Source organism: Natrinema saccharevitans (assembly GCF_001953745.1).
Taxonomy (GTDB): domain Archaea; phylum Halobacteriota; class Halobacteria; order Halobacteriales; family Natrialbaceae; genus Natrinema; species Natrinema saccharevitans.
This window is the reverse complement of the sequence record NZ_LWLN01000001.1, coordinates 3,323,410-3,344,756: the sequence shown is the minus strand read 5'-3', so window position 1 is coordinate 3,344,756 and position 21,347 is coordinate 3,323,410. Positions and strand designations below refer to the sequence as shown.

18 protein-coding genes are annotated in these 21,347 nt (G+C 68.1%); 9 read left to right on the top strand and 9 right to left on the bottom strand.

Going from position 1 to position 21,347, the window contains the following annotated elements; genetic code table 11:
* The first annotated feature begins 175 nt into the window (after window positions 1-175).
* Both A6E15_RS16965 and A6E15_RS16960 read left to right on the top strand, forming a co-directional pair.
* Window positions 176-919 carry a DNA polymerase sliding clamp gene (locus A6E15_RS16965; RefSeq protein WP_076148428.1) on the top strand — a complete coding sequence of 248 codons (744 nt, stop codon included), beginning with the start codon at window positions 176-178 and terminating at the stop codon, window positions 917-919.
* A gap of 82 nt (window positions 920-1,001) precedes the next feature.
* Window positions 1,002-1,313, top strand: a complete 312-nt coding sequence (locus A6E15_RS16960; RefSeq protein WP_076147965.1) for a HalOD1 output domain-containing protein — start codon at window positions 1,002-1,004, stop codon at window positions 1,311-1,313.
* A gap of 16 nt (window positions 1,314-1,329) precedes the next feature.
* On the opposite strand, the gene A6E15_RS16955 is transcribed toward A6E15_RS16960, so the two are convergent.
* A complete protein-coding gene (locus A6E15_RS16955) occupies window positions 1,330-2,199 on the bottom strand; it encodes an alpha/beta fold hydrolase (RefSeq protein ID WP_076147963.1) in 870 nt (289 codons plus the stop codon).
* A 255-nt stretch (window positions 2,200-2,454) separates the two neighbouring features.
* On the opposite strand from A6E15_RS16955, the gene priL reads away from it, so the two are divergent.
* Window positions 2,455-3,546 carry a DNA primase regulatory subunit PriL gene (gene priL / locus A6E15_RS16950; RefSeq protein ID WP_076147961.1) on the top strand — a complete coding sequence of 364 codons (1,092 nt, stop codon included), beginning with the start codon at window positions 2,455-2,457 and terminating at the stop codon, window positions 3,544-3,546.
* A gap of 90 nt (window positions 3,547-3,636) precedes the next feature.
* Here the strand turns inward: priL and A6E15_RS16945 are convergent, their stop codons facing one another.
* On the bottom strand, window positions 3,637-3,903 hold the full coding sequence (locus A6E15_RS16945; RefSeq protein ID WP_076147959.1) for a DUF7472 family protein: 267 nt from the start codon (window positions 3,901-3,903) through the stop codon (window positions 3,637-3,639).
* Window positions 3,904-4,090: 187 nt separating this feature from the next.
* Here A6E15_RS16945 and A6E15_RS16940 point away from each other — a divergent pair, with 187 nt between their 5' ends.
* Both A6E15_RS16940 and A6E15_RS16935 read left to right on the top strand, forming a co-directional pair.
* Window positions 4,091-4,729 carry a hypothetical protein gene (locus A6E15_RS16940; RefSeq protein ID WP_076147957.1) on the top strand — a complete coding sequence of 213 codons (639 nt, stop codon included), beginning with the start codon at window positions 4,091-4,093 and terminating at the stop codon, window positions 4,727-4,729.
* 95 nt (window positions 4,730-4,824) lie between these two features.
* Window positions 4,825-6,660, top strand: coding sequence for an acyl-CoA dehydrogenase family protein (locus A6E15_RS16935; RefSeq protein ID WP_076147955.1), 1,836 nt, complete (start codon window positions 4,825-4,827; stop codon window positions 6,658-6,660).
* Between the two features lie 6 nt (window positions 6,661-6,666).
* On the opposite strand, the gene hjc is transcribed toward A6E15_RS16935, so the two are convergent.
* From hjc to A6E15_RS16920, 3 genes are all read right to left on the bottom strand, one after another.
* Window positions 6,667-7,188 (bottom strand): Holliday junction resolvase Hjc, encoded by a 522-nt coding sequence (gene hjc, locus A6E15_RS16930; RefSeq protein WP_076147953.1) that lies wholly within the window; start codon window positions 7,186-7,188, stop codon window positions 6,667-6,669.
* Window positions 7,189-7,271: 83 nt separating this feature from the next.
* Window positions 7,272-8,084 (bottom strand): CPBP family intramembrane glutamic endopeptidase, encoded by an 813-nt coding sequence (locus A6E15_RS16925; protein ID WP_076148426.1) that lies wholly within the window; start codon window positions 8,082-8,084, stop codon window positions 7,272-7,274.
* Window positions 8,085-8,191: 107 nt separating this feature from the next.
* On the bottom strand, window positions 8,192-13,042 hold the full coding sequence (locus A6E15_RS16920; protein WP_076147951.1) for a PAS domain S-box protein: 4,851 nt from the start codon (window positions 13,040-13,042) through the stop codon (window positions 8,192-8,194).
* 260 nt (window positions 13,043-13,302) lie between these two features.
* Here A6E15_RS16920 and A6E15_RS16915 point away from each other — a divergent pair, with 260 nt between their 5' ends.
* Both A6E15_RS16915 and A6E15_RS20510 read left to right on the top strand, forming a co-directional pair.
* Window positions 13,303-13,560 (top strand): HalOD1 output domain-containing protein, encoded by a 258-nt coding sequence (locus A6E15_RS16915; RefSeq protein ID WP_076147949.1) that lies wholly within the window; start codon window positions 13,303-13,305, stop codon window positions 13,558-13,560.
* On the top strand, window positions 13,547-13,747 hold the full coding sequence (locus tag A6E15_RS20510) for a hypothetical protein (protein ID WP_139326621.1): 201 nt from the start codon (window positions 13,547-13,549) through the stop codon (window positions 13,745-13,747). Before A6E15_RS16915 ends, A6E15_RS20510 begins: the two co-directional genes overlap by 14 nt.
* A 3-nt stretch (window positions 13,748-13,750) precedes the next feature.
* On the opposite strand, the gene A6E15_RS16910 is transcribed toward A6E15_RS20510, so the two are convergent.
* From A6E15_RS16910 to A6E15_RS16900, 3 genes are all read right to left on the bottom strand, one after another.
* A complete protein-coding gene (locus A6E15_RS16910; protein ID WP_076147947.1) occupies window positions 13,751-15,085 on the bottom strand; it encodes an adenosylhomocysteinase in 1,335 nt (444 codons plus the stop codon).
* A 271-nt stretch (window positions 15,086-15,356) separates the two neighbouring features.
* On the bottom strand, window positions 15,357-16,088 hold the full coding sequence (locus A6E15_RS16905; protein WP_076147945.1) for a hypothetical protein: 732 nt from the start codon (window positions 16,086-16,088) through the stop codon (window positions 15,357-15,359).
* 150 nt (window positions 16,089-16,238) lie between these two features.
* A complete protein-coding gene (locus A6E15_RS16900) occupies window positions 16,239-17,537 on the bottom strand; it encodes an amidohydrolase (RefSeq protein ID WP_076147943.1) in 1,299 nt (432 codons plus the stop codon).
* A gap of 214 nt (window positions 17,538-17,751) precedes the next feature.
* Here A6E15_RS16900 and A6E15_RS16895 point away from each other — a divergent pair, with 214 nt between their 5' ends.
* Together A6E15_RS16895 and A6E15_RS21120 are read left to right on the top strand one after the other, a co-directional pair.
* Window positions 17,752-18,429 (top strand): stage II sporulation protein M, encoded by a 678-nt coding sequence (locus A6E15_RS16895; protein ID WP_076147941.1) that lies wholly within the window; start codon window positions 17,752-17,754, stop codon window positions 18,427-18,429.
* Window positions 18,430-18,527: 98 nt separating this feature from the next.
* Entirely contained in the window at window positions 18,528-18,683 is a 156-nt protein-coding gene (locus tag A6E15_RS21120) for a hypothetical protein (RefSeq protein ID WP_175607178.1), read from the top strand.
* A gap of 28 nt (window positions 18,684-18,711) precedes the next feature.
* On the opposite strand, the gene A6E15_RS16890 is transcribed toward A6E15_RS21120, so the two are convergent.
* Window positions 18,712-21,306 (bottom strand): heavy metal translocating P-type ATPase, encoded by a 2,595-nt coding sequence (locus A6E15_RS16890; protein WP_076147940.1) that lies wholly within the window; start codon window positions 21,304-21,306, stop codon window positions 18,712-18,714.
* Window positions 21,307-21,347 lie beyond the last annotated feature (41 nt).

Genomic DNA, 21,347 nt, shown 5'->3' with positions numbered 1-21,347 from the left:
TCACTCGCTCGAGCCGTCCGAGCCGCGTCGGCGGTCGACGGCGTCGGCGGGTTCGAACGCGGCCTCGGGATCGCCGATCACGTCGGCCCGATTCGCCTCGAGGACGCACCGACGTCCCTTCCCGCCCGCGCGTAAAGGGTGCCTTTTTATGCCGACCGTCCGTACGCCGATCTATATGTTCAAGGCCATCGTGAGCGCCGAAACGCTCACCAGCGCGCTCGATTCGATCAGCGTGCTGGTCGACGAGTGCAAGATCCACCTCGAGGAAGACGGGCTGGAGATCCGGGCCGTCGATCCGGCCAACGTCGGGATGGTCGACCTCTCGCTCGATGCGTCTGCGTTCGAGTCCTACGAGGCCGACGGCGGACTGATCGGCGTGGACCTCTCGCGGCTCGAAGACATCGCGGGCATGGCCGACGCCGGCCAGCTCATCCAGCTCGAACTCGACGAGGAGACCCGCAAGCTCCACATCCAGATCGACGGACTCGAGTACACGCTCGCGCTCATCGACCCCGACTCCATCCGACAGGAGCCCGACATCCCGGACCTCGATCTCCCCGCGGAGGTCGTCCTCGAGGGCAAAGACGTCAACCGCTCGGTGACCGCCGCCGACATGGTCTCCGACCACATCGCCCTGGGCGTCGACGAGGGCGAGGAGTACTTCTACGTCGACGCGGCGGGCGACACCGACGACGTCCACCTCGAGTTGACTCGGGAAGATCTGATCGACCTCCAGCTCGGCCCCGCCCACTCGCTGTTCTCGCTGGACTATCTCAAGGACATGAACAAGGCGATCCCCGGCGACACCGAGGTCACGCTGGCGCTGGGCGAGGAGTTCCCCGTCAAGATCTACTTCGGCTTCGCCGAGGGACAGGGCCAGGTCACCTACATGCTCGCGCCGCGCATCCAGAGCGACTGACCGACTCGACCGTTCTCACAACCACTTAAACGTTCGATATGCGAAGGGGAGCGGCTACCCGACCGCCCGCCGACGATCGGGTATGCCCTCCACCAACGATACGACCGACGACCCGGAACTGGACGATCTCGAGTTCGTGACGACGTTCGATCCCGACGGCGAGCCGGCGAGCGAGGCCGTCGTCGCCGCCGTCGCCGCGGTCCGGGGCTCGAGGCCGGCCGCGCTCGAGCCGCTGCACGCGGTCGTCGATCCGGACGCGCTCGACTCGCTGGTCGACCACGCCGACCGGGTCGGCACCGCGGGCAGCCATCAGGTCTGGTTCACCTACCAGGGGCTCGACGTCGGCGTTCGCACCGGCGGCGAAATCCGGATCCGGGACGCGACGACCGACTGACGGGCGGTCGCTCGAGTCAGTCCTGCTCGTCCAGAAACGAACGCAGCAAGTCGTTGACGGCGTCGGCGTCTTCGATGAAGAACAGATGCGAACCGCCCTCGACGAGTTCGAGTCGGCTGTCGGTGATCTTCTCCTCGAGCAGTCGCGCGTTCGTGACCGGAACCACCTCGTCGTCCGTCCCGTGACAGACCAGCGTCGGCACCCGAAGTCGCTCGAGGCGGTCGCTGACGTCGAAGCCCCGGACCGCGGCGGCCTGTGCCTCGCGGGCGGGATCGTCGGCGTCCTGTTCGAGCCGCCACTCGAGGATCCGATCGATGAGATGCGGGTTGCGGTTGGTGAACCGCTCGTTGAACGCGGGCCGCATTCGATGGCGCAGCACCTGACGTTCGGTCGCGCCGTCGGGCGCGTCGAACATGTGTTCTTGCGTCTCGTCGGGGACCGGCGCGGCGTCGGGGCCGCCGTGGCTCGTACAGAACAGCGTCAGCGACTTCGCCCGGGAGTACTCGAGGGCGTAGCGCTGGGCGATCATCCCACCCATGCTCGCCCCGACGATGTGGGCGTCGTAGACCCCGGCGTCGTCGAGGACGGCCTCGAGGTCGGCCGCCAGCCCGCCGATCGAGTAGCCGGCGAGTTTGAGCAACACGAGCCCCCGAAGCGTGCCGGGCAGCCGCGCGACGAGCGGCGGGAGGCCGACGTCGGAGCGACCCGTCCCCCGATTGTCGGGGGCGATCACGTCGTACTCGTCGGCGACGGCCTCCCGCTGCCAGCGCCACATCCACCGTCCGAACCCGAGCCCCTGGAGGAAGACGACGGGCGACCGACCGTCGCCGTCGCTTCGCTCGTACTCGTAATAGATCGACACGCCGTCCCTCGTCGCCTGTGGCATGGCCGAACCGACGTGTCGAACGCCCTTGAAATCGATCCTCGAGGCGGAACGGGACGACGGTCGCCGGCCGGGATCGATCGCCAATCGGCAGACGGCGACGCGTAATATCGGATTATCGCCGCCGTGAGACCGAGCGGGAGCGATATCGACGGCGGCCCGATCGCCCGTCACGGGTCGGCATAGCGGACTGCCGCATATAAAAGACGATCCGCGTAATCAGGGCGTTTATCCCGCCGGAGTAAAACATGATTACCGATGCAGCGACTCCACGCCCGGTATCCGTTCCTCGAGGCCGCCCGCGAGACCGTCGCCACGGAAGCGGTCGATCTGGTGACCGTCGTCGAGGGGGACGAAGCGGTCGTCGACCGGGCGCGCCAACGGGTTATTACCGCGATCGAGTCGGGGGAGACGGGGGAGCCACACCGTGATACTCGGATCGAGTTGCTCTCGTATCCGGTCGCGCGGGTGCTAGTTTCGATGGTCGACGAGCGCGTCCTCGTGCGCAAGTACGCCCGCGCCGAGGCCGCGACGGCCTACGACCGGTTCACCGAGGACATGGCCGACACGACCGAACTGAAAAGCGTCGAGTCGACGGGACTCGACCTCGCGGACCTGCTCGCGGAGTTCGACCTGCGGGACGCGGTCCGGACGGCCCCCGACGGCGGGTACCGGATCGACGTCGGTACCTACCTGCCGCTGGCCGAGGACCTCCGGGACGACGGCTGGCGGCTCGTCAACCGACCCCTCGAGGCGGGCGAGGTCCCCGTCGACGAGGGCGAACTCCTGACGCTGGTCCGCGAGGCGATCCGGGGCCGGATCGACGACGGGCTCCCCTTCGAAGTGCCCGAGTCCATCGCGACCGCCCTCGAGGACGAGGCCGACGAGATCCGCGAGGTCCTCGCGGAGCTGGACCTGACACAGGACATCGACACCGTCGTTCCCGACCTCTTCCCGCCGTGTATGAAGGCGCTGCTCGACCAGATCCAGAAGGGCGAGCATCTGCCCCACCACTCCCGCTTTGCGATCACGGCCTTCCTGACGAGCATCGGGATGGACACCGACGAGATCGTCGATCTCTACCGGGTCAACTCGTCGTTCGGCGAGGAGATGACTCGCTACCAGACCGATCACATCCGCGGGGACACCTCGCCGACGGAGTACTCGCCGCCCTCGTGTGCGACCATGCAGTCCTACGGCGACTGCGTGAACAAGGACGACCTCTGCGAGCGGATCCCCCACCCGATGGCCTACTACGAACGGCGGATCGACGACGCCGACGACGAGGAGTTAGAGGACTGGCGGGAATCGGACGATGGAAGCGACGGCAGTGCCGCAAGCGGCGACTGACGGGGTCGCTCGCGCGGGTTCGTACCAGTCGGTCGATCGTCGAGAAGCGTCACCACCGAGACGAACCGAAACCAGCGGGCGAACAGTTCCTCAGAACGTCCCGTTCGTCTCCGCCTCGTCGTCGTCGGCCTCGAGGCCGTCGCCGCCGTCGTTCAGGGTGTAGGCCAGCCCGATGCCGACCGCCGTCAGCAGGAGGATGAAGCCGGTGATGGCCGCAACGAGCAGCTGTGCCCCCTCGGGGGTGAGGCTCCCGTTGTCGGCAGTGTAAGAAGAGCCGATAGCGATCATCGCTGCGAGCACGAGGAGGACCGCACCGACCGCCGAAACGATTTCGATGAGCTGCTCGCGATTTGGCATTGTCGGATCGGTTTCGTCGGCCCGGTGAAAAGCGCTTCGAAGGGGGCCTCGACGACGGTCGAGCGGTGACCGTATCGCCGGCGTTTTTAAACGTAGACCCTGCGAACGCAGGCGGACTCGTTATACTGCTCGGGGCTCTAGGGCGGTCGAGTAGCCATCCGACTGCCGATTTCACCCCTTGACGCACATGAAAACAACAGCGTCACCGAAAGCGCCGCTTCCCGTCCCGTCTACAGACCACCTCACCGGGCGGTCGCGCCGCGCCCGCACCGAACCGATGTCGGTGCTGGCGCTGGGCGACGGCCTCTACGAGGTCGAGTCCGCGAGCGATCACACCTATCTCGTCGATCTCGAGGCCGGCAGGTGTACCTGCCCGGATCACGTCTTCCGCGAGGCCCGCTGTAAGCACGTTCGCCGGGTCGCGATCGAGATCACGGAGGGGCGAACCCCGCCGCCGGGCGAGATCGCCGTCGCGTGTCACGACTGCGGCGAGACGTGCATCGTCGCCGAGGACGACGCCCCGCCGTTTTACTGCGACGACCACGCGCTCTCGCCGGGCGACACCGTCGTCGACCGCGAAACCGGCGACCGGCTCACCGTCGTCGACGTCTCCGACCTCCGTGCCGACGCCGTCGAGATCGGCGCGGCCGACTGTACCGTCGCCGAGTACGGGACCAACGAGGACTACGACCCCGACGTCCCGGTCGTCGGCGCGGTCTACCCCCACGCGACCGTCGCCGCGAACGGCGTCGTCCCCTCGTCGCTGAAGGTCTACACCTTCCCGCGAACCCGCCTCGAGCGGGCGACACCGAGGACGCGGAGCTGACGTCCGTCCCCGTCGGATCGAGAAGAAAACGGCTTGCAACGCGAGTGGCGTTGCTATCGCCCCGTTTCTTGGGGACAGGTATCGAACGCCAGACTATGGAAACGGGTATCGAGTACGGCGAGTTCGACGAGGGACGGCACGTAAACTACTGGGAACTCGACCGGACGCTCCAGCGGGAACTGCGGCGGGTGTACGACGACGACGAGTTCGAGTGGGCCGAGCCTCGGCTCGCCGAGTTCGGCGAATTGATCGGTCACACCGTCGCCGACAACGCCGATTACGTCGACGACCACGGCCCGGAACTCGAGACCTACGACAAGTACGGCGACGTACACAACGCCGTCCGGTATCCGGCCGAACAGCTCGAGAACGACGAACTGGCCTACGGGGCGGGCATCGTGGCCGACGCCTTCGAGGCCCCGCCGGGCCGCGACGAGCCGATGCCGATCAGTCACTTCCTCGGGATGTTGCAGTTACTGTGTTACGCCGACGCCGGGTTCGGCTGTCCCGTCGCGATGACCGCCGGATCGGCGCTGGTCCTCGAGCGCTTCGACGACGGCGACCTCGAGCCCTACTACCGGGCGCTGACCAGCCGCGACTACGACGACCTGATCGAGGGCGCGATGTTCCTCACGGAAGAGCAAGGCGGCAGCGACGTGGGAGCCAACGAGACGACGGCGCGGTACGACGACGAGGCGGACTGCTGGCGGCTCACCGGGGAGAAGTGGTTCTGCTCGAACATCGACGCCGAGGGGACGCTCGCGCTCGCTCGGACCGAGGACGCCCCCTCGGGGACCGACGGCCTCTCGATGTTTCTCGTGCCCCACGGCGATCCCGACGAAGGGGTCCTGACGAAGGGGGATCGCCGCGAGTTCGAGGGCCCGCCGCCGGGCGACGCGCTCAACGACCAGCTGTACCGCCGCCTGAAGGACAAACTCGGAACCACCGCGGTTCCGACCGGCGAGGTCGAGTTCGACGAGACGAAGGCCGCCCTCGTCGGCGAGGAGGAAGCCGGTTTCAGACAGATGACCGAGATGCTGAACCTCGAGCGGCTCGCGAACGCCGCGGCCTCCTGCGGACTGATGGGGCGGGCTCTGCTCGAGAGCAAGGTGCAGGCAGCCACCCGCGAGGCCTTCGGGACGACGATCGACGAGTTCCCGCTGATGCGCGAGGACCTCGTCGATATGACCGTCGACTACGAGGCCGCGACGGCGTACGTCCACGAGGTCGGACGACTGTTCTCGGCGCGCGAACGGGCCCGACGCAGCGACGCGACGACCGAGGACGAGGAGACCTACCGGTTGCTGCGATTGCTGATCCCGATCGCCAAGCTCCGCACGGGCCGGATGGCCGTCGACACCGCCTCCTACGCGATGGAGATCCAGGGCGGCAACGGCTACGTCGACGACTTCGTCACCAACCGCCTGCTCCGGGACGCGCAGGTGCTGCCGATCTGGGAGGGGACCGAGAACGTCCTCTCGCTCGACGTCGTCCGCGCCCTCGAGCGCGAGGAGGCCCACGAGCCGTTCACGGGGACCGTCGAGCGACGACTCGAGGCCGTCACCCATCCCGCGCTCGCCGACGCGGCCGAGACGGTCGCCGCGGAGTACGAGGACCTGACCGGCGCGCTCCTGGCGCTGGCCGGCGAGGATTCGGAGTACGCCCAGCTGTCGGCCAAGCGGCTCGCACACTACCTCTTCGAGGTGTTTACCGCCGCGCTGTTGCTCGAAGAGGCCCAGGCCGACCTCGAGGACGGCGACGGGCGGACGGCGATGGTCGCGCGGCGGTTCGTCACGAACGAACTCGAAACCCCGGACGCGCGGGGGATCGCGGACGGCGACCGGTTCGTCCTCGAGGCGTTCGAGCCGATCGTCCACCACGCGCCGGTCGACCCCGAGACGGTCGCGGAGGCGGTCCCGGCCGACGACTGAAACGGGCTACTCGAGGACGTCTGCGGCCTCGTCGACGTCCATCACGCCCTGCTCGACGGCGTTGAGGACGCGCCGCAGGTCCTCGTCGATGCCGTCGTCGCCGTCGGCGGCGGCCTCCTCGAGGGTGACCTTCTCCGATCGGCCGGTGAACTCGGGGAAGTCGGTGCCCTCCGCCAGCGCCGTTTCCTTCTTGACGCGGTAGTTGCCACCGTCGGTGACGTAGAGGTCGCCCGGGTGGAAGAAGTACCAGTCCTCGCGGTCGAAGCGAACGCCGATCCGGGGTTTCGCGCCGAAGTTCCGCGCGAAGAACGTCAGCGCCTCGACCTCCTCGCCGGTGAGATAGATCGGGTCGCCGGAACTCGACTTGGCCTCGATCGCGTAGAAGCGCTCGCCGTCGCCGGCCAGCACGTCGGGGAGTTCCCGCTCGGTCGCGGAGCCGCTGGCGGGCGCTCGCATCACCGCGAAGCCGGCCTCGTCGAGCGCGTTGACGAGTTCGCGCTCGCGGCGGTCGCCCTTCGCCTGAGACATGGACGATTCTCTTCCGCGGGCGGTAATAAAGGACCGGACGGCGGCGGATGGCGCAGTGAAAGTGGTCTCCGATGCAGGAGGCGTTACAGCGGGATCGCCGTGACGACCGCGAGGATCGCCTCGCCGGCCGGCGCCGCCTCCTCGAGGTCGTACTCGAGGGCGAGATACAGCAGGCCGAACTGGAGGGCGTTAAAGGCCGCGTGAGCGGCGATGGGCACCAGCAGGTTGTCGGTCTTCGCGTAGAGGTAGCCGAAGACGGCAGCACCGCCCATGACGACCGCGACCGGAACCATGGTCGCGAGCAGCGACGGCGAACTGACCGCGTAGACGGGGAAGTGGATCAGTCCGAAGACGAGACTGGCGATGGCGACCGCCTGGAGCCGGGTGAAGGCGTCGTAGAGGCGTTTCTGGACGATGTTCCGGTAGAGGAACTCCTCGGCCGGCGCGTTGAAGAAGAAGACGATCGCGATCATGACGAGGACCATCGTCTGGTCGTCGCCGATGAAGCTCGCGACCTGATTCTCCGAGGCCGGCAGCGAGAGCAGTTGAATGGTCACGCTGATCAGGACGTAAAACGCGACGCTGGCGACGATACCGAGCAGGACGTACGCCCAGCCGCGCCGCGTCGGCGGCCGGACGTCGACGTACGACCAGCCTCGGTCAGTGACGACGAGATAGACGGCCCCGACCAGCACGAACCCAGCGAAGTTGAGGACGAAAAAGAGCGTTCGGCTGGCGATCGACGTCTCGGTCGGCGCCGTGGCCAGCCGGATATCGAGCAGGAGTGCTGGCAGCGTCGTGAACTGCGTCGCGAGCAGGCCGACGACCGCGAGCCCGGCGGCGACGAGCGTCGAACGGAGCGGCCCGTCGGTCCGGCGGCGGGTAGATGTTGCCATGATCGACCGTACGGCCACCGGACCCTTGGGCGTTTCACTCCCGGCATTGAGTCGGTCGCTCGAGCCGGCTCGAGCGAGGACGGCGAGGGAGCCGGCGCCGCGGTCGCTCAGCTCGGGGCGACCGGGACCCGATCTTCGAACAGCTGTGCCAGCAGCCGGCCCTGCGCGAGCCGCAGGTGACGGTTGACCGTCGGCTGTGTCACCGCGAGCATCTCGGCGATCTCCTCGCCGGTGCTCTCGCGGGGCCACTCGAAGAAGCCGGCGAAGTAGGCGGTCCGGAGGACCTCGAGCTGGCGGTCGGTCAGGGCGTCGAACAGCGACGTCACGAGTTCGCTTCGCGTCCCCATCGAGCGCTCGACGTGGCGACGCGCCCGCAACTCGACGGCACCGCGTCCCTCCTCGAGGGTCTCGACGAACTCGCGGACGTCGGTCCCGGTCGGGACGTCGACGACGACCTCGAGCCCCTCGCCGTCGGTCCGTATCGAGCGCGGACTGCCGCCGTGACGAACCAGGCGGGCGGCCAGGGGATCGCCGGTGACGGTCGCCTCGAACCGACACGTCCCGTCGGTCTCGCTGATCAGTCGGGCGTCGGTGACCGACACGAGGTCCGCGAGCGCCGATCGAACGTCGTCGGGCGCGACACCGTCGGTCTCGACGAACAGCAGCGTCTCGTCGCTCGCGTGCGATCCAAGTCCCGCGTACTCGATACTGGCTCCCGTCTTCGCCGCGAGCCGCGAGAGGAGGTCCTCGTCGTCGTCGATCCTCAGCGTCAACTCGAGCAGCCGTTCGGCGTGGAGCGCCTCCCGGGTCTTCATCGCGGTGATCGCGTTGGCGATCCCCTCGCCCAGTTCCGTCAGGACCGTCCGCTCGAGGTCGCCGAAGGCCTCGGGCTCGTCGGCGTAGACCGTCAGCACGCCGTAGGAGTACTCCGCGTGGGACAGCGGGACGCTGATGACCGACTGGAACCCACGGTCGACCGCCTGCCGCCGCCAGGGGTCGTTCTGCAGCCCCTCGACCACGTTGGAGACGACCGTCGGCGTCCCGTCGGCGGCGGTTCGAACGGCCGGCTCGGCAGCGTCGTCCGCGAGCGAGACGTCGTCGAGATACGCCTCCCCGTCGCCGGCCCAGGCGCGGGGCTCGAGACGGGTCCCGCTCGGGTCGCGGTCGCCGATCCAGGCGAGGGCGACCGAGTCGGCCTCGAGCAATCGCTCGGGGACGGTCCGCTCGATCTCCCCCCGGCTCTCGGCCCCGATGAGGACCTGATCGATCCGCCTGATCAGTTCCGTCGTCTCGATCTGTCGGTTGAGTCGTTCGTTCCGTCGCTCGAGTTGCGCCTCGCGTTCGCGGAGGCTGGCCTCGCTCTCGAGACGGTCGAAGGCGGCCTCGGTCGTCGCCACGAGCGTCTCGATCAGCCGTCGGGCCTCGGCGTCGATCGGCTCGGCGTCGGTCGCGACCGCGAAGACGCCGTAGTCGCCGATCGGGACGACGACGCCGCTCTCGACGGCCGGACCGAATAACCGGGACCGATCGAACGACGACGGGTCGTCGACGACGGTCCCCGTCCCGGTCACGTAGGTGTTCCAGAGGGCGGACTCGCCGTCGCCGATCGGGACCGACGGCGCGTCGTTACAGAGGCGATCGAAGGCCTCGGTCGAGGCCGCGGGAACGAGTCGGTTGACCGCCGGATCGAGCCGGTAGACGGCCGCGCCCGACGCCTCGATGACCTCGACAGCGGTCTCGACGACCAGCGCCGAGACCTCCGCTTCAGTGTCGGTGCCGAGCAGATTCCTGGCCGCGTCGTGTAGCGACTCGAGTGCCAGTTCGCGCTCCTTGCGGTCGGTGATGTCGTTGTTGATCCCGACCAGACGCTGTCCCGCCTCGTCGTCGACGAGGCGACCGCGGGCCCCCACCCAGATCCGGGAGCCGTCCTCGTGGCGCAGTCTGAACTCCGTCTGAAACAGGGTATCGTTCTCGATGGCGCGCTGGGCCATCGTCTCGATTCGACCGACGTCGTCCGGATGAAGACGCTCTCTAAAGGCGTCGAAGGTTCCCTCGAACGCACCCGGATCGAGTCCGACCAGCCGCTCCAACGTCTCGTTCCAGGCGACGGTGTCACTGTCCAGATCCCACTCCCAGACGCCGGTGTTCGTCCCCTCGAGCGCGAGTTCGAGGCGGCGTTTCGTCTCGCGGAGGTCGCGTTCGCGCTCCTTGCGATCGGTGATATCCCGAGTGATCGCCAGATAGCGGTTGTCTTCCACGATATCGAGCCGAATCAGATGGACCTCGACGGGGAACGTCGAGTCGTCGCGGCGACGATACCGACCCTCGAACCGGCGTCGCTCACCGACCGCCATCTCCGCGAGCAGCGCCGAAACCTCGTCGGCGTCGAACCGGTCGTCGTGGTCCCAGATCTTCGTTCCGAGCAGGTCGGACTCGTCGTATCCCAATTCGTCGTAGAATCGCCGATTCCCGTCGACGATAGTTCCCGCTGGATCGAGGACGTCGATCATATCGGGGGAGTTCTCGAACAGCGCCTCGAGCCGTGCCCGCGTCGTTTCCAGTCGCCGTTCCCGTTCCTTGCGCGCCGTGATGTCGCGGACGACCCCCGCGGTCCCGACGAACTCGCCGTCGTCGCCCGGCAGCAACGCGATGTGGTTCTCGACGTCGATCACCTCGCCGTCGGCGGTCTCGAGGACGATCTCGACCGTCTGTGACGGCTCGTCCGACCGGAGGAGATCGCGGATCCGGTCCTGTGCCCGCTCGACGTCCGGTGAGGGGATCACCGTCGCCGCGGGTTCGCCGAGCAGTTCCGCGGGCTCGTAGCCGAGGATGGGCTTGGCGGCGTCGTTCAGATAGGTGAACCGGCCCTCGTCGTCGAGCGTGTAGACCAGTTCGTCCAGCGCCTGGACGATCGCCTCGAACCGCTCGAGATCGCGTTCGCGCTCCTTGCGGTCGGTGATATCGCGGACGACTCCCGCGGTCCCGGCGAACTCCCCGTCCTCGCTCGGCAACAGCGCCATGTGGTTTTCCGCGTCGATCACGTCGCCGTCGACGGTCTCGAGATCCATCTCGAAGGTCCGGGTTGGCTCGCCGGCGCTGCGGAGGTCACGGATCCGGTCGCGGGCCGTCTCGAGGTCGGCTTCGTCCATCACCGTCGAGACGTTCTCGCCGATCAGGTCGTCGGCCTCGTAGCCGGTGATTCCCTCGATGGCGTCGTTCAGGAAGGTGAACTCCCCGTCTTCGTCGATCGTGTAGACGAGTTCGTCCAGCGCCTGGAGGACCGTCTCGGCGCGCTCGAGATCGCGTTCGCGCTTCTTGCGGTCGGTGATATCCTGAAACGAGCCGCGGAGCGTGACGATCTCGCCGTCCTCGCGGACGGGTTCGCCGATAGACCGAACCCACCGCAGGTCGTCGTCGGCCGTCCGGGCTCGAAGCTCCAGATCGTAGGGCTCCCCGTCGGCGATCGCGCGCTCGATCGCCTCGCGGATTCGAGGCCGATCCTCGGGGTGGTAGAACTCGATCGACGCCTCGAGATCGATCGGTTCGTCCGGTGGGACGCCGAGAATGCGACGGATCTCGGTTGTCCACTGGAGGGCGTACGGCTCCGTGGAAACGTCAAGTTCCCACGCGCCGACGTCGGCCAGCCGCTGGGACTGCTCGAGCAGGGACGTCGTCCGCTCGAGGCGTCGCTCGCGTTCCCGGCGGTCGCTGATGTCGCGGCCGATTCCGACCTCGATCGGGTTCCCGTTCGGGTCCTCGAGGACCGACGCGATGAACTCGTAGGGGATTCGCTCGCCCGATTTCGTCCGCAGTTCGGCCTCGACGCGGGTCTCGCCGGTCTCGAACGCGTCCCGCATCGACTCCCGGATCGCCCCCTCGTTCTCGGCGTCGAAGAAGTCCAGGGCGTTCATCTCCGCGACCGCCGCGTCCGAATAGCCCGTCACGTCGACCAGCGTCTCGTTCCATCGCCTGAGATCGCCGTCTTCCTCGAGCAGGTAGACGACGTCGTCGACGGCGTCTAACATATCGTCGGTAAACGCCTGTGTCCGCTCGAGTCGTCGCTCCCGCTCCTCGATGGCCGCGACGTACTCGCGGCGTTCGAACGCCCCGCTGACCCACCGGGCGAGCAGATCGACGAACGATCGCTCCGCCGGCGAGAACGACCGGTCCCGCGGTTCGCTACCCACGAAACAGACCGTGCCGTAGAGGTCCCCGTCGACGAGTATCTTCCCGCCGATGTAACACCCGACGTCGGATTCGACGGCCGCTCCCGCCTCGGTGTCGGCCGCCGGCGTCTCCGAGATCCCGACCACGTCGTCCGACGTGACGGCGTTCCGGCAATGGGTCTCCGAGAGGTCCAGCACCGCCCCCTCGAGGTCGGCCCCGGTCCCGACGGCCGTCTCGACTTCGTATCGGTCGGCCGGTTCGTCGATGTGCGAGACGAGCCCCGTCTCGAGGCCGAGGCGCTCACAACCCAGTTCGAGCAGCCGACGGATCTTCGTCTCAGTCCCCGGTTCCGGATCGGACGTGATCCGGGCGAGTTCCCGCCGGTAGCGCTCGCTCTCGGCCCGTTGCCGTTCGCGGTCTCGGACCGTCGACGCCAGCTCGTCGACGGCCGCGGAGAGTCGGCCGATCTCGTCGTCCCGGTCGCGCCCGACGTCGGCCAGGTCCGGCTCGGTCGGGAGGGAGCCGCCGTCGGCGGTCGGGTCGGCGTCCTCGAGTCTCGAGACGAACCCCCGGAGTTCGTCGGTGAGTCGTTCGATGTCGGTCGGTCGGTCGGAGCCCCGGCGGGCGGCGAGCCCGAACACGACGATCCCGGGGAACGGCACGGACGGGAGCGAGACGGCCGGCGTCGTCCCGAGTGCGAGCGCGACGAGAACGCCGAGCGTCGCGACGACGACCGTGAGCCGTCCCCGCCGTTGCGCGAGCGACTCGAGCGGAGCCGCGACAGCGATCATACCACCCATACGAAATCACCCGCAATGATACGAGCGGTTATTTTCACCCCCTGTTCGACGGCCGAATAGTAACACACGAGATCCGATCGGTCGACGACTCGAGCGGCGGTTCCGGAGACGGCGGCCCGATGTCGGTCAGTCCGGTCGGCCGCCGACCGCCAGTCGTCGGGGCGACGCTATACACATAGCGTCGGGGTCGCGACGGAATTACGTGTATAACGGCCAGCCCGATACCACCGGGACGCGTTCGTCAGGCTACGATGACCAGCGCCACTCTCGACTACCACACCGACTCCATCAGTCTGCGAGTAATCGACGCGCTCGCGGACGCGACGAACACCGACGCCAGCGAACTCGAGCCGCTGTACGACGTCGTCGATCCGGAGGCGCTCGACCAGCTCTTCCAGTCGGGCTCGGGGGCGGACGTCCGCGTCGAGTTCGAGTATTACGGCATGCTCGTCGAAGTCCGAGGCGACGGGACCGTCACCGTCGACGGGACGGTCCATGAGAGTAGATAGTCCGGGACGGCTCGAACACACCGGAACTGACTGCCGACCGCACTCCGCTGCCGGTGATCGACGACGCTGGGCCCGCTCGCCGAAGCGGCCGACGACGGTGTTCGGGTACGGCCGACCGATGGACGGACTCGAGGACGGGAGTCTGGTGTTCGTCGTCGAGCGCGGCGACGACAGGCCGGAGCGCTAACCGCTATGTCCCGTGGTCCCAGCTGTCCATGTACTCGCGCTGGGTGTCCGTCAGCGAGTCGAAGTCGACGCCCTCGGCCTCGAGTTTGATCTCGGCGATCTCCTTGTCGAGTTCGTCGGGGACGTCGTGGACCCCTGCGTCGTATGCGTCGCCGTTTTCGAGCATTTCTCGGACACAGACGGCCTGAATGCCGAACGACTGGTCCATGACCTCGACGGGGTGGCCAAGCGAGACGGGCGCGGCGAGGTTCACGAGTCGTCCCTCGGCGATGACGTTCAGTTTCCGGCCGTCGGCGAGTTCGTAGGCCTCGACGCCGTCACGGGCCTCGTAGCGGTCGACCGCGAGGTCGTCCAAGGCCTCGAGGTCGATCTCGATGTCGAAGTGACCCGCGTTCGCGAGCAGGACGCCGTCTTGCATCTTCTCGAAGTGTTCCTCGACGATGACGTCGCGATTACCCGTCGTCGTCAGGAAGACGTCGCCGACTTCGGCCGCCTCCGACATGGGCATCACGTCGTAGCCCTCCATGTGGGCCTCGAGGGCGCGCCGGGGCTCGACCTCGGTGACGATGACGTTGGCGTTCTGACCCGACGCCTTCTGTGCGACGCCCTTGCCGCAGTAGCCGTAGCCGGCGACGACGACGTTCTTGCCGGCCCACGAGAGGTTCGTGGTCATGGCGATAGAGGCCAGCGAGGACTCGCCGGTGCCGTGGACGTTGTCGAAGAGTCGCTTCATCGGCGTGTCGTTGACGGCGAAGACGGGATACTCGAGCGCGTCGTCGTCGTCCATCGCGCGCAGGCGGTGGACGCCGGTGGTCGTCTCCTCCGCACCGCCGACGATGCCGTCGATCAGTTCGGGGTAGTCCTCGTGGATCGCGGCGACGAGGTCCATCCCGTCGTCGACCGTGATCGTCGGCTCGTGGGCGATGACGGCCTCGATCGCCGCGTAGTATTCGTCGTCGTCGACGCCGCGTTTGGCGTAGCTGGTGATGTTCTCGTGGGTATCCAGCGCCGCCGAGACGTCGTCGTGGGTCGAGAGCGGATTACAGCCGGTCACCGCGACCTCCGCGCCGCCCTCCGCGAGCGTCTCGACGAGGATCGCCGTCTTGGCCTCGACGTGCATCGCCATCCCGATGCGCTCGCCTTCGAAGGGCTGGTCGGCGACGAACTCCTCGCGGACGCGCTCGCAGATCGGCATGTGTTGGGCGGCCCAGTCCATCTTCCGACGGCCCTCCTCGCGAGCGGACTCGAGGTCCTGAAATGCCATTTCAGGGTTCGCTGAGCTCTGCTCGGCGGTTTCGTCGAGTTGCTCGCTGATCGGTGGATACTCGGTGTCGGTCATGGCTCGACAGAGTGGGACCGTGGCCAAAACGCTACCGAACCCGGTTCGGACACGGCCCCGGGACTCGAGGCCGTCGCGTCTCGACTCGGCGACTGCGAAAAAAGCGCAACGAACGTGGTGGGTGGATCGGCCGCACTACGTGCCTGCTCGCGGCGGTCGGGAGACGACCGCGATCGGGGACCGACACCGGCGACGACCGGGCTAATCCGCGTCGACCGGCGTCAGTCGTTCGAGTGTGATTGCAGTGGACTATTCGTCAGCGGCACCAGCGTTAGTTCGGTCCGCCCGCGTGACTCGGCGGGCCGCCGCCCGTGCTGTCGTCGCCGTCCTCGTTGTCGCCGTCGTCAGCGTCGTCCCCATCGTCAGCGTCGTCGCCGTCGTCACTCGGTCCGCCCGCGTGACTCGGCGGGCCTCGTTTATCGTCATCGCTCTCGTTGCCGTCAGCGTCGTCGGACGGCGGACCGGCGTGACTCGGCGGACCGGCGTGGCTCGGCGCGTTGCCGGGGTTGTTCGCGACCGCGAAACTCGCGACGGCGATCCCGGTCGACTCGTTGGACTCGTTCTGTTGTGTCTCGACGAAGTCGGAGACGAGCGACCCGAAGCTCGTCTCGTTGGCCGACTCGTTGTCGGTCTCGTTTCCATTCACGGTCTCGTTGCTCGCTGCGGTCAGCGTCGCCGTGGTCGAGGCCGTCCGATTGTCGGCCGTCGCCGTCACCGAGACGGTGACGTTCTCGACGGGATCGGGCAGTTCGACCTCGCCGGCGTCGCCGGTCGTGTACGTCCCGGTCCCCTCGTAGGTCGCGTTCTCGTCGGTGGTCGATACGTCGACGGTCGCGTTCGCGACCGCGGTGTCGTTTGCCGTGACGCCGCCGACGACGACGTCCTCGCCGTCGACGGACACGTCGAGGTCACCGTCGGTCTCCGCCGCGACCGTGCCCGCCGAAGCGAACACGGACGTGACCATAACGGCGACCAGTGTCATCGTGAGCAGCTTGGTCTTCATCCGCTCCGGACTTTCCCGGTCCGTTACATAAACCCGGCCGGCAGTTCTCGGCGTTTGCTTCGGATCAAAACCGAACCAGAATCCCCCTAAGCGTTTATAGACCGTTTTGAGCGTTTATCTCGAGTCGGACCGACAGGCGGTCGCCCCGGCTCACTCGCCGGCACGAGCCACCAGCGACTCGGCGGCCTCGCTCGCTCGGTCCCGGACCGTCGCCTCGTCGAGAGTCTGGACCTCGCGGTCGCGCATGAGGACCCGGCCGTCACAGACGGTGTGGCGCACGTCGGCCGCCGCGGCCGCGTACGCGAGGTGGCTCACGAGGTCGTGGCGCGGCGTCAGGTGCGGGGTCTCGAGGTCGATGACGGCCAGGTCGGCCGGTGCGCCCGCCTCGAGCCGGCCCGACTCGAGGCCGACCGCGTCGGCGCTACCGTGTGTCGCCATCTCGACGACCGCCTCGGCGGGCACCGCGCTCGCGTCGTCGGCCGCGAGCTTGCCCAGCATGGCCGCGTCGCGGGCCTCGTCGAGCATCGAGAGGTCGTTGTTCGAGGCCGCGCCGTCGGTGCCGAGGCCGACGGTGACGCCGGCCTCGCGCAGCCGCTGGACGGGTGCCATCCCGCTGGCCAATTTCATGTTCGAGGCCGGGCAGTGGATCACGCCGGTCCCGGCCTCGGCCAGCAGTTCGATCTCCCGATCGTCGACGTGGACGCCGTGAGCGATGAAGTCCTCCGACTCGAGCATGCCCCGCTCCGCGGCGTACTCGAGGGGCCGCTCGCCGTGTTCGTCGACGATCGGCGCGACCTCGTCGGCGGTCTCGTTGGCGTGGTAGTGGATCGGCACGTCGAGGTCGCGGGCCTGCGGCACGAACTCCGAGAGGTACTCGCCGTCGACGGTCGTCAGCGAGTGGGGCATGAAGGCCGAGGAGATCCGGCCGTCGCCCAGCCCGTCGATCTCCTCGGCGACCGCGAGCCCCTCGCGGGCGTCCTCGCGGGCCGCCTCGTCGTCCTTGCCCACCGAGATCACGCCGTGACCGAGCCGGGCGCGCAGGCCGGCGTCGGCGACCGTCTCGGCGATCGTCGGCACGAAGAAGTACATGTCCGCGAAGGCGGTGACGCCGGACTTGATCATCTCGAGGACGCCGAGTTCGGTCCCCGCGCGGACGGTCTCGGCGGTCAGTTCGGCCTCGGCCGGCCAGATGTCCTCCTGGAGCCAGGCATCGAGGGGTTTGTCGTCGGCGTACCCACGAAGCAGCGTCATCGCGACGTGGCAGTGGCCGTTGACGAATCCCGGCGTGACCAGCGATCCGTCGGCGTTGAGGGTCTCGTCGGCCGCGCCGCCGAGGTCGGGACCGACCTCGAGAACCTCGCCGGCGTCCCCATCGAGCAGTACGTCCGCGGTCGTCACCGACAGATCGGGCCGGAGGACCCGCCCGCCGGTGATCGCAAGCGTCGTCATTGCCCGTGGGTTCTCGCCGGGCGGCCTTATACGGATTGTTGTACCGATTTGCCGGTGCAACCGCGCCCCCCTGCGGTTGCACCGGAGCTGACGTACAACGGTCCGTATGTACTGTCGATCCCGTGGTGGCAAACCCCGATCCCACGAGCGACCGGCGGCTCGCGCCGGCCGGACCAGTCGGCGGGTTTAACAGTTCGGTGACGGAACGTCCGGTATGGACGACCCACCCCGAGAAACCGGACTCCGGGCGTTCGTCGCCGGCTACCCGCCGCGAGCGGCGCTGGCCGACGCCTGGGACGAACACGATCGGTTCGTCGGCTTCGCAGCCGGGCTGTTCGCCGTCGGCGTCGTCGTCGGCGCCCTCCTGCTGGCGGCCGGCTACAACCTCCTCGAGATAATCGCCGATCTGATCGGTGAGAGCCTCTTCCCCGAGGAGATCGCCGACTTCTCCGGGCTCGAGCTGGCGCGGTTCCTGCTCGTGAACAACACGCAGGCGTTCCTGCTCTCGATCGTCGGCGCGCTGTCGCTCGGGCTCCTGACCGCCTGGGCGATGGTGTTCAACGGGATCATCGTCGGCAACGTCGGTGCCGCCATCGCCGGCGAGGTCGGCCTCGGCTTCATTATCGTCGGCCTGCTCCCCCACGGGGTCTTCGAACTGCCCGCGCTGTTTATCGCCGCCGGCGTCGGCTTCCGCCTGCTGTACCGGGTCGGACAACGGCTCCGGGGCAGCCGCGACGCGATCGTCACGAAGCGGTACCTCTACCGGACCGGACTCCTCGTCCTCGCCGGCTGGCTCCTGCTGGTCGTCGCCGCGTTCGTCGAGGCCTTCGTCACGCCCGCCCTGCTCGAGGCGCTGTTCGCCGAGCGGCTCGGGGGGACGGGGGCACCCTAGGACGCGATCCGACGATTTCGACCAGTTCAGTCCGATGAACGGTCCTGAACGGTCCCAATCGTCGCGCCCTTTTTACCGATTACTGACCGTCACCGGCTGTGAACAGACGCACGATCCAACTGGTAGTCGTCGCGGCCCTCGTGGCCGTCGCCGGCTGTGCCGGCGGCATGGGCGGACAACCGGCGACTGACTCGGCGGACGACGGTCCCTCGATCGTGCCGCGCTCGGAGGAACGACCGGCTGACCCCTTCTAAACCGGATCGACGGTCGCTCGAGCGCCGATCAGCGCCGGAGTCGGCCGAGCAGTTCGTAGTCGCGATCCGGCGTGTACCGGCGGAACAGCAGGCTGTTCGAGAGGACCGACACCGACGACAGCGCCATCGCGCCGGCCGCGAGGACGGGCTGGAGCAGCCCGAGCGAGGCCAGCGGGATCATCGCGGTGTTGTACCCCAGCGCCCAGACGAGGTTCTGCTTGATCTTCGCCAGCGTGGCCTCGGAGATCCGTATCGCCTTCACCACGTCGAGCGGGTCGTCACGCATCAGCGTCACGTCCGCGGCCTCGATGGCCACGTCCGTCCCGGAGCCGATGGCACAGCCGACGTGGGCGACCGCCAGCGCGGGCGCGTCGTTGACCCCGTCGCCGACCATCATCGCCTTGCGGCCCGCCGACTGGATATCCTCGACGGCGTCGGCCTTGTCCCCCGGCAGGACGCCGGCGCGGACGTTGTCGGGGTCGATCCCCACCCGTTCGGCGACGGCCCGGGCCGTCCGCTCGTTGTCGCCGGTGATCAGGGCGACGTCGAGGCCGCGCTCGCGCAGGGCCGCGACCGCGTCGGCCGAACTCTCCTTGACGGTGTCGGCGTCCGCGACCACGCCCGCGACCGCGCCGTCGACCGCGACTAACATCGCCGTCTTCCCCTCGCGCTCTAACCGTTCCATCTCCTCGGCGGCGGGCGCGGGATCGACGCCCTCGCCCTCGAGCAGCCGCCGGTTGCCGACCAGCACCTCGCGGCCCTCGACGGTCGTCCGGACGCCCCGTCCGGGGACGTTTTCGAAGTCCTCGGGATCGGCTAGCTCGAGGCCCCGCTCTGCAGCGCCCTCGACGATGGCCTGCGCGAGCGGGTGTTCGCTGTCGCGCTCGGCGCTGGCAGCGAAGCGGAGGACCTCGCTCTCGTCGAGCGACTCGCGGGTCACTACCGCCCCGCCGTCGGTCGCCGTCTCGCCGCCGTCCGCCGCGGCCGCCTCGCCCTCGAGCGCGACCACGTCGGTCAGCGTCATCTCGCCGGTGGTCAGCGTCCCGGTCTTGTCGAAGACGACGGTGTCGACGTCTCGCGCGCGCTCTAAGATGTCACCGCCCTTGAACAGGACGCCGTTCTGTGCGCCCAGCGTGGAACCGACCATCGTCGCGGCCGGCGTCGCCAGCCCGAGCGCGCAGGGACAGGCGATCAGGACCGCGGAGGCGAAGACGACGATCGCGAACTCGAACGTCGAGAGGGTCGCCGGACCGCCGCCGACCAGCCCCCACAGCGGCAGCGACCCGACGACGCCGGCCAGCGCCTCGTGGAAGGAAAACCAGATAAGGCCCCAAAACGTCGCGTTCAGGATGACTGCGGGGACGAAGTACGCCGAGATCCGGTCCGCGAGGTTCTGGATCTCCGGCTGGCGCGACTGGGCCTCCTTGACGGTCTGGACGATTCCCTGCAGGGCCGTGTCCTCGCCGACCTTCGTCGCCTCGGCGACCAGCACGCCGTTCTCGTTGATCGTCGAGCCGATCACCTCGTCGCCTTCCTCCTTCTCGACGGGGACCGATTCGCCGGTCACCATCGACTCGTCGACCGCCGACTGGCCGTCCACGACGACGCCGTCCGTCGGCACCTTCTCGCCCGGCCGGACCTTCATCCGGTCGCCGACCGCCACGTCCTCGAGCGGGACCTCCTCCTCGGTGCCCTCGTCGTCGACCAGCGTGGCCGTCTCGGCCTCCATCTCGAGGAGCTTCCGCAGGGCCTCGCCGGCCTGGCCCTTCGAGCGGGCCTCGAGGTAGTTGCCCAGCGTGATGAACACGAGGATCATCGCGGCGGTGTCGAAGTAGAGGTTGCCCGCCAGCAGGTCCAGCAGGACCACGAGACTGTAAATATACGCCGTCGACGAGCCCAGCGCGATCAGCACGTCCATGTTGGCGGTGCGATTGCGCACCAGCGCCGTGTAGGAGTTGACGAGGAACTCCCGGCCCAGCAGGACGTAGACCGGCGTCGCGAGCAGGAACTCGACCCAGCCGAAGGAGACCCCGAAGACCGTCTCCGGGACGTAGGTCCCGCCGAGCAGGAACTTGTCGGTGAGAAAGAACAGGAACGGGGCCGAAAGCACCGCGCCGAAGAGGGTCAGCCGGAGCTGTTTGCGAATCTCCGTCTGACGGGCCGCGTCGCGACGGTCCTGATCGGACTCGTCGTCGCTGCCCTCGTCGCGGACGGGCGTGTAGCCGGCCGACTCGACGGCCTCGTAGAGGGCCTCGAGCGAGACGTCGGCCGGATTGTACACGACGGTCGCCTCGTCGGTCGCGTAGTTGACCTCCGCGTCGACGACGCCGGGGACGGACTCGAGGGCCGTCTCGTTAGCCTCGGCGCAGTTCGCACAGCTCATGTCGGTGATCCCGATCGAGCGGCGCGCGCGGTCGGCCTCGTAGCCGGCCTCGTCGATCGTCTCGTAGATCTCGGCCAGCGTGATCACCTCGGGGTCGTACTCGACGGTGCCGTCGTCGGTCGCGAAGTTGACGGTCGTCTCGCTCACGCCGTCTCGGGACTCCAGGGCATCGCTGATCGTCTGCGAACAGTTCGCACAGCTCATGCCCCGGATATCCAGGTGTGCGGTCCGGGTACTCATTGATGGGTTCTAGGGGACCACTCCTTACTCCCTTTACTGGT

What these genes read in the sequence shown, in the direction of transcription:
- A6E15_RS16965 (WP_076148428.1), top strand. Translation starts at nt 176, where the DNA reads ATGTTCAAGGCCATCGTGAGCGCCGAAACGCTCACCAGCGCGCTCGAT.
- A6E15_RS16960 (WP_076147965.1), top strand. Translation starts at nt 1,002, where the DNA reads ATGCCCTCCACCAACGATACGACCGACGACCCGGAACTGGACGATCTC.
- A6E15_RS16955 (WP_076147963.1), bottom strand. Translation starts at nt 2,199, where the DNA reads ATGCCACAGGCGACGAGGGACGGCGTGTCGATCTATTACGAGTACGAG.
- priL (WP_076147961.1), top strand. Translation starts at nt 2,455, where the DNA reads ATGCAGCGACTCCACGCCCGGTATCCGTTCCTCGAGGCCGCCCGCGAG.
- A6E15_RS16945 (WP_076147959.1), bottom strand. Translation starts at nt 3,903, where the DNA reads ATGCCAAATCGCGAGCAGCTCATCGAAATCGTTTCGGCGGTCGGTGCG.
- A6E15_RS16940 (WP_076147957.1), top strand. Translation starts at nt 4,091, where the DNA reads ATGAAAACAACAGCGTCACCGAAAGCGCCGCTTCCCGTCCCGTCTACA.
- A6E15_RS16935 (WP_076147955.1), top strand. Translation starts at nt 4,825, where the DNA reads ATGGAAACGGGTATCGAGTACGGCGAGTTCGACGAGGGACGGCACGTA.
- hjc (WP_076147953.1), bottom strand. Translation starts at nt 7,188, where the DNA reads ATGTCTCAGGCGAAGGGCGACCGCCGCGAGCGCGAACTCGTCAACGCG.
- A6E15_RS16925 (WP_076148426.1), bottom strand. Translation starts at nt 8,084, where the DNA reads ATGGCAACATCTACCCGCCGCCGGACCGACGGGCCGCTCCGTTCGACG.
- A6E15_RS16920 (WP_076147951.1), bottom strand. Translation starts at nt 13,042, where the DNA reads ATGATCGCTGTCGCGGCTCCGCTCGAGTCGCTCGCGCAACGGCGGGGA.
- A6E15_RS16915 (WP_076147949.1), top strand. Translation starts at nt 13,303, where the DNA reads ATGACCAGCGCCACTCTCGACTACCACACCGACTCCATCAGTCTGCGA.
- A6E15_RS20510 (WP_139326621.1), top strand. Translation starts at nt 13,547, where the DNA reads ATGAGAGTAGATAGTCCGGGACGGCTCGAACACACCGGAACTGACTGC.
- A6E15_RS16910 (WP_076147947.1), bottom strand. Translation starts at nt 15,085, where the DNA reads ATGACCGACACCGAGTATCCACCGATCAGCGAGCAACTCGACGAAACC.
- A6E15_RS16905 (WP_076147945.1), bottom strand. Translation starts at nt 16,088, where the DNA reads ATGAAGACCAAGCTGCTCACGATGACACTGGTCGCCGTTATGGTCACG.
- A6E15_RS16900 (WP_076147943.1), bottom strand. Translation starts at nt 17,537, where the DNA reads ATGACGACGCTTGCGATCACCGGCGGGCGGGTCCTCCGGCCCGATCTG.
- A6E15_RS16895 (WP_076147941.1), top strand. Translation starts at nt 17,752, where the DNA reads ATGGACGACCCACCCCGAGAAACCGGACTCCGGGCGTTCGTCGCCGGC.
- A6E15_RS16890 (WP_076147940.1), bottom strand. Translation starts at nt 21,306, where the DNA reads ATGAGTACCCGGACCGCACACCTGGATATCCGGGGCATGAGCTGTGCG.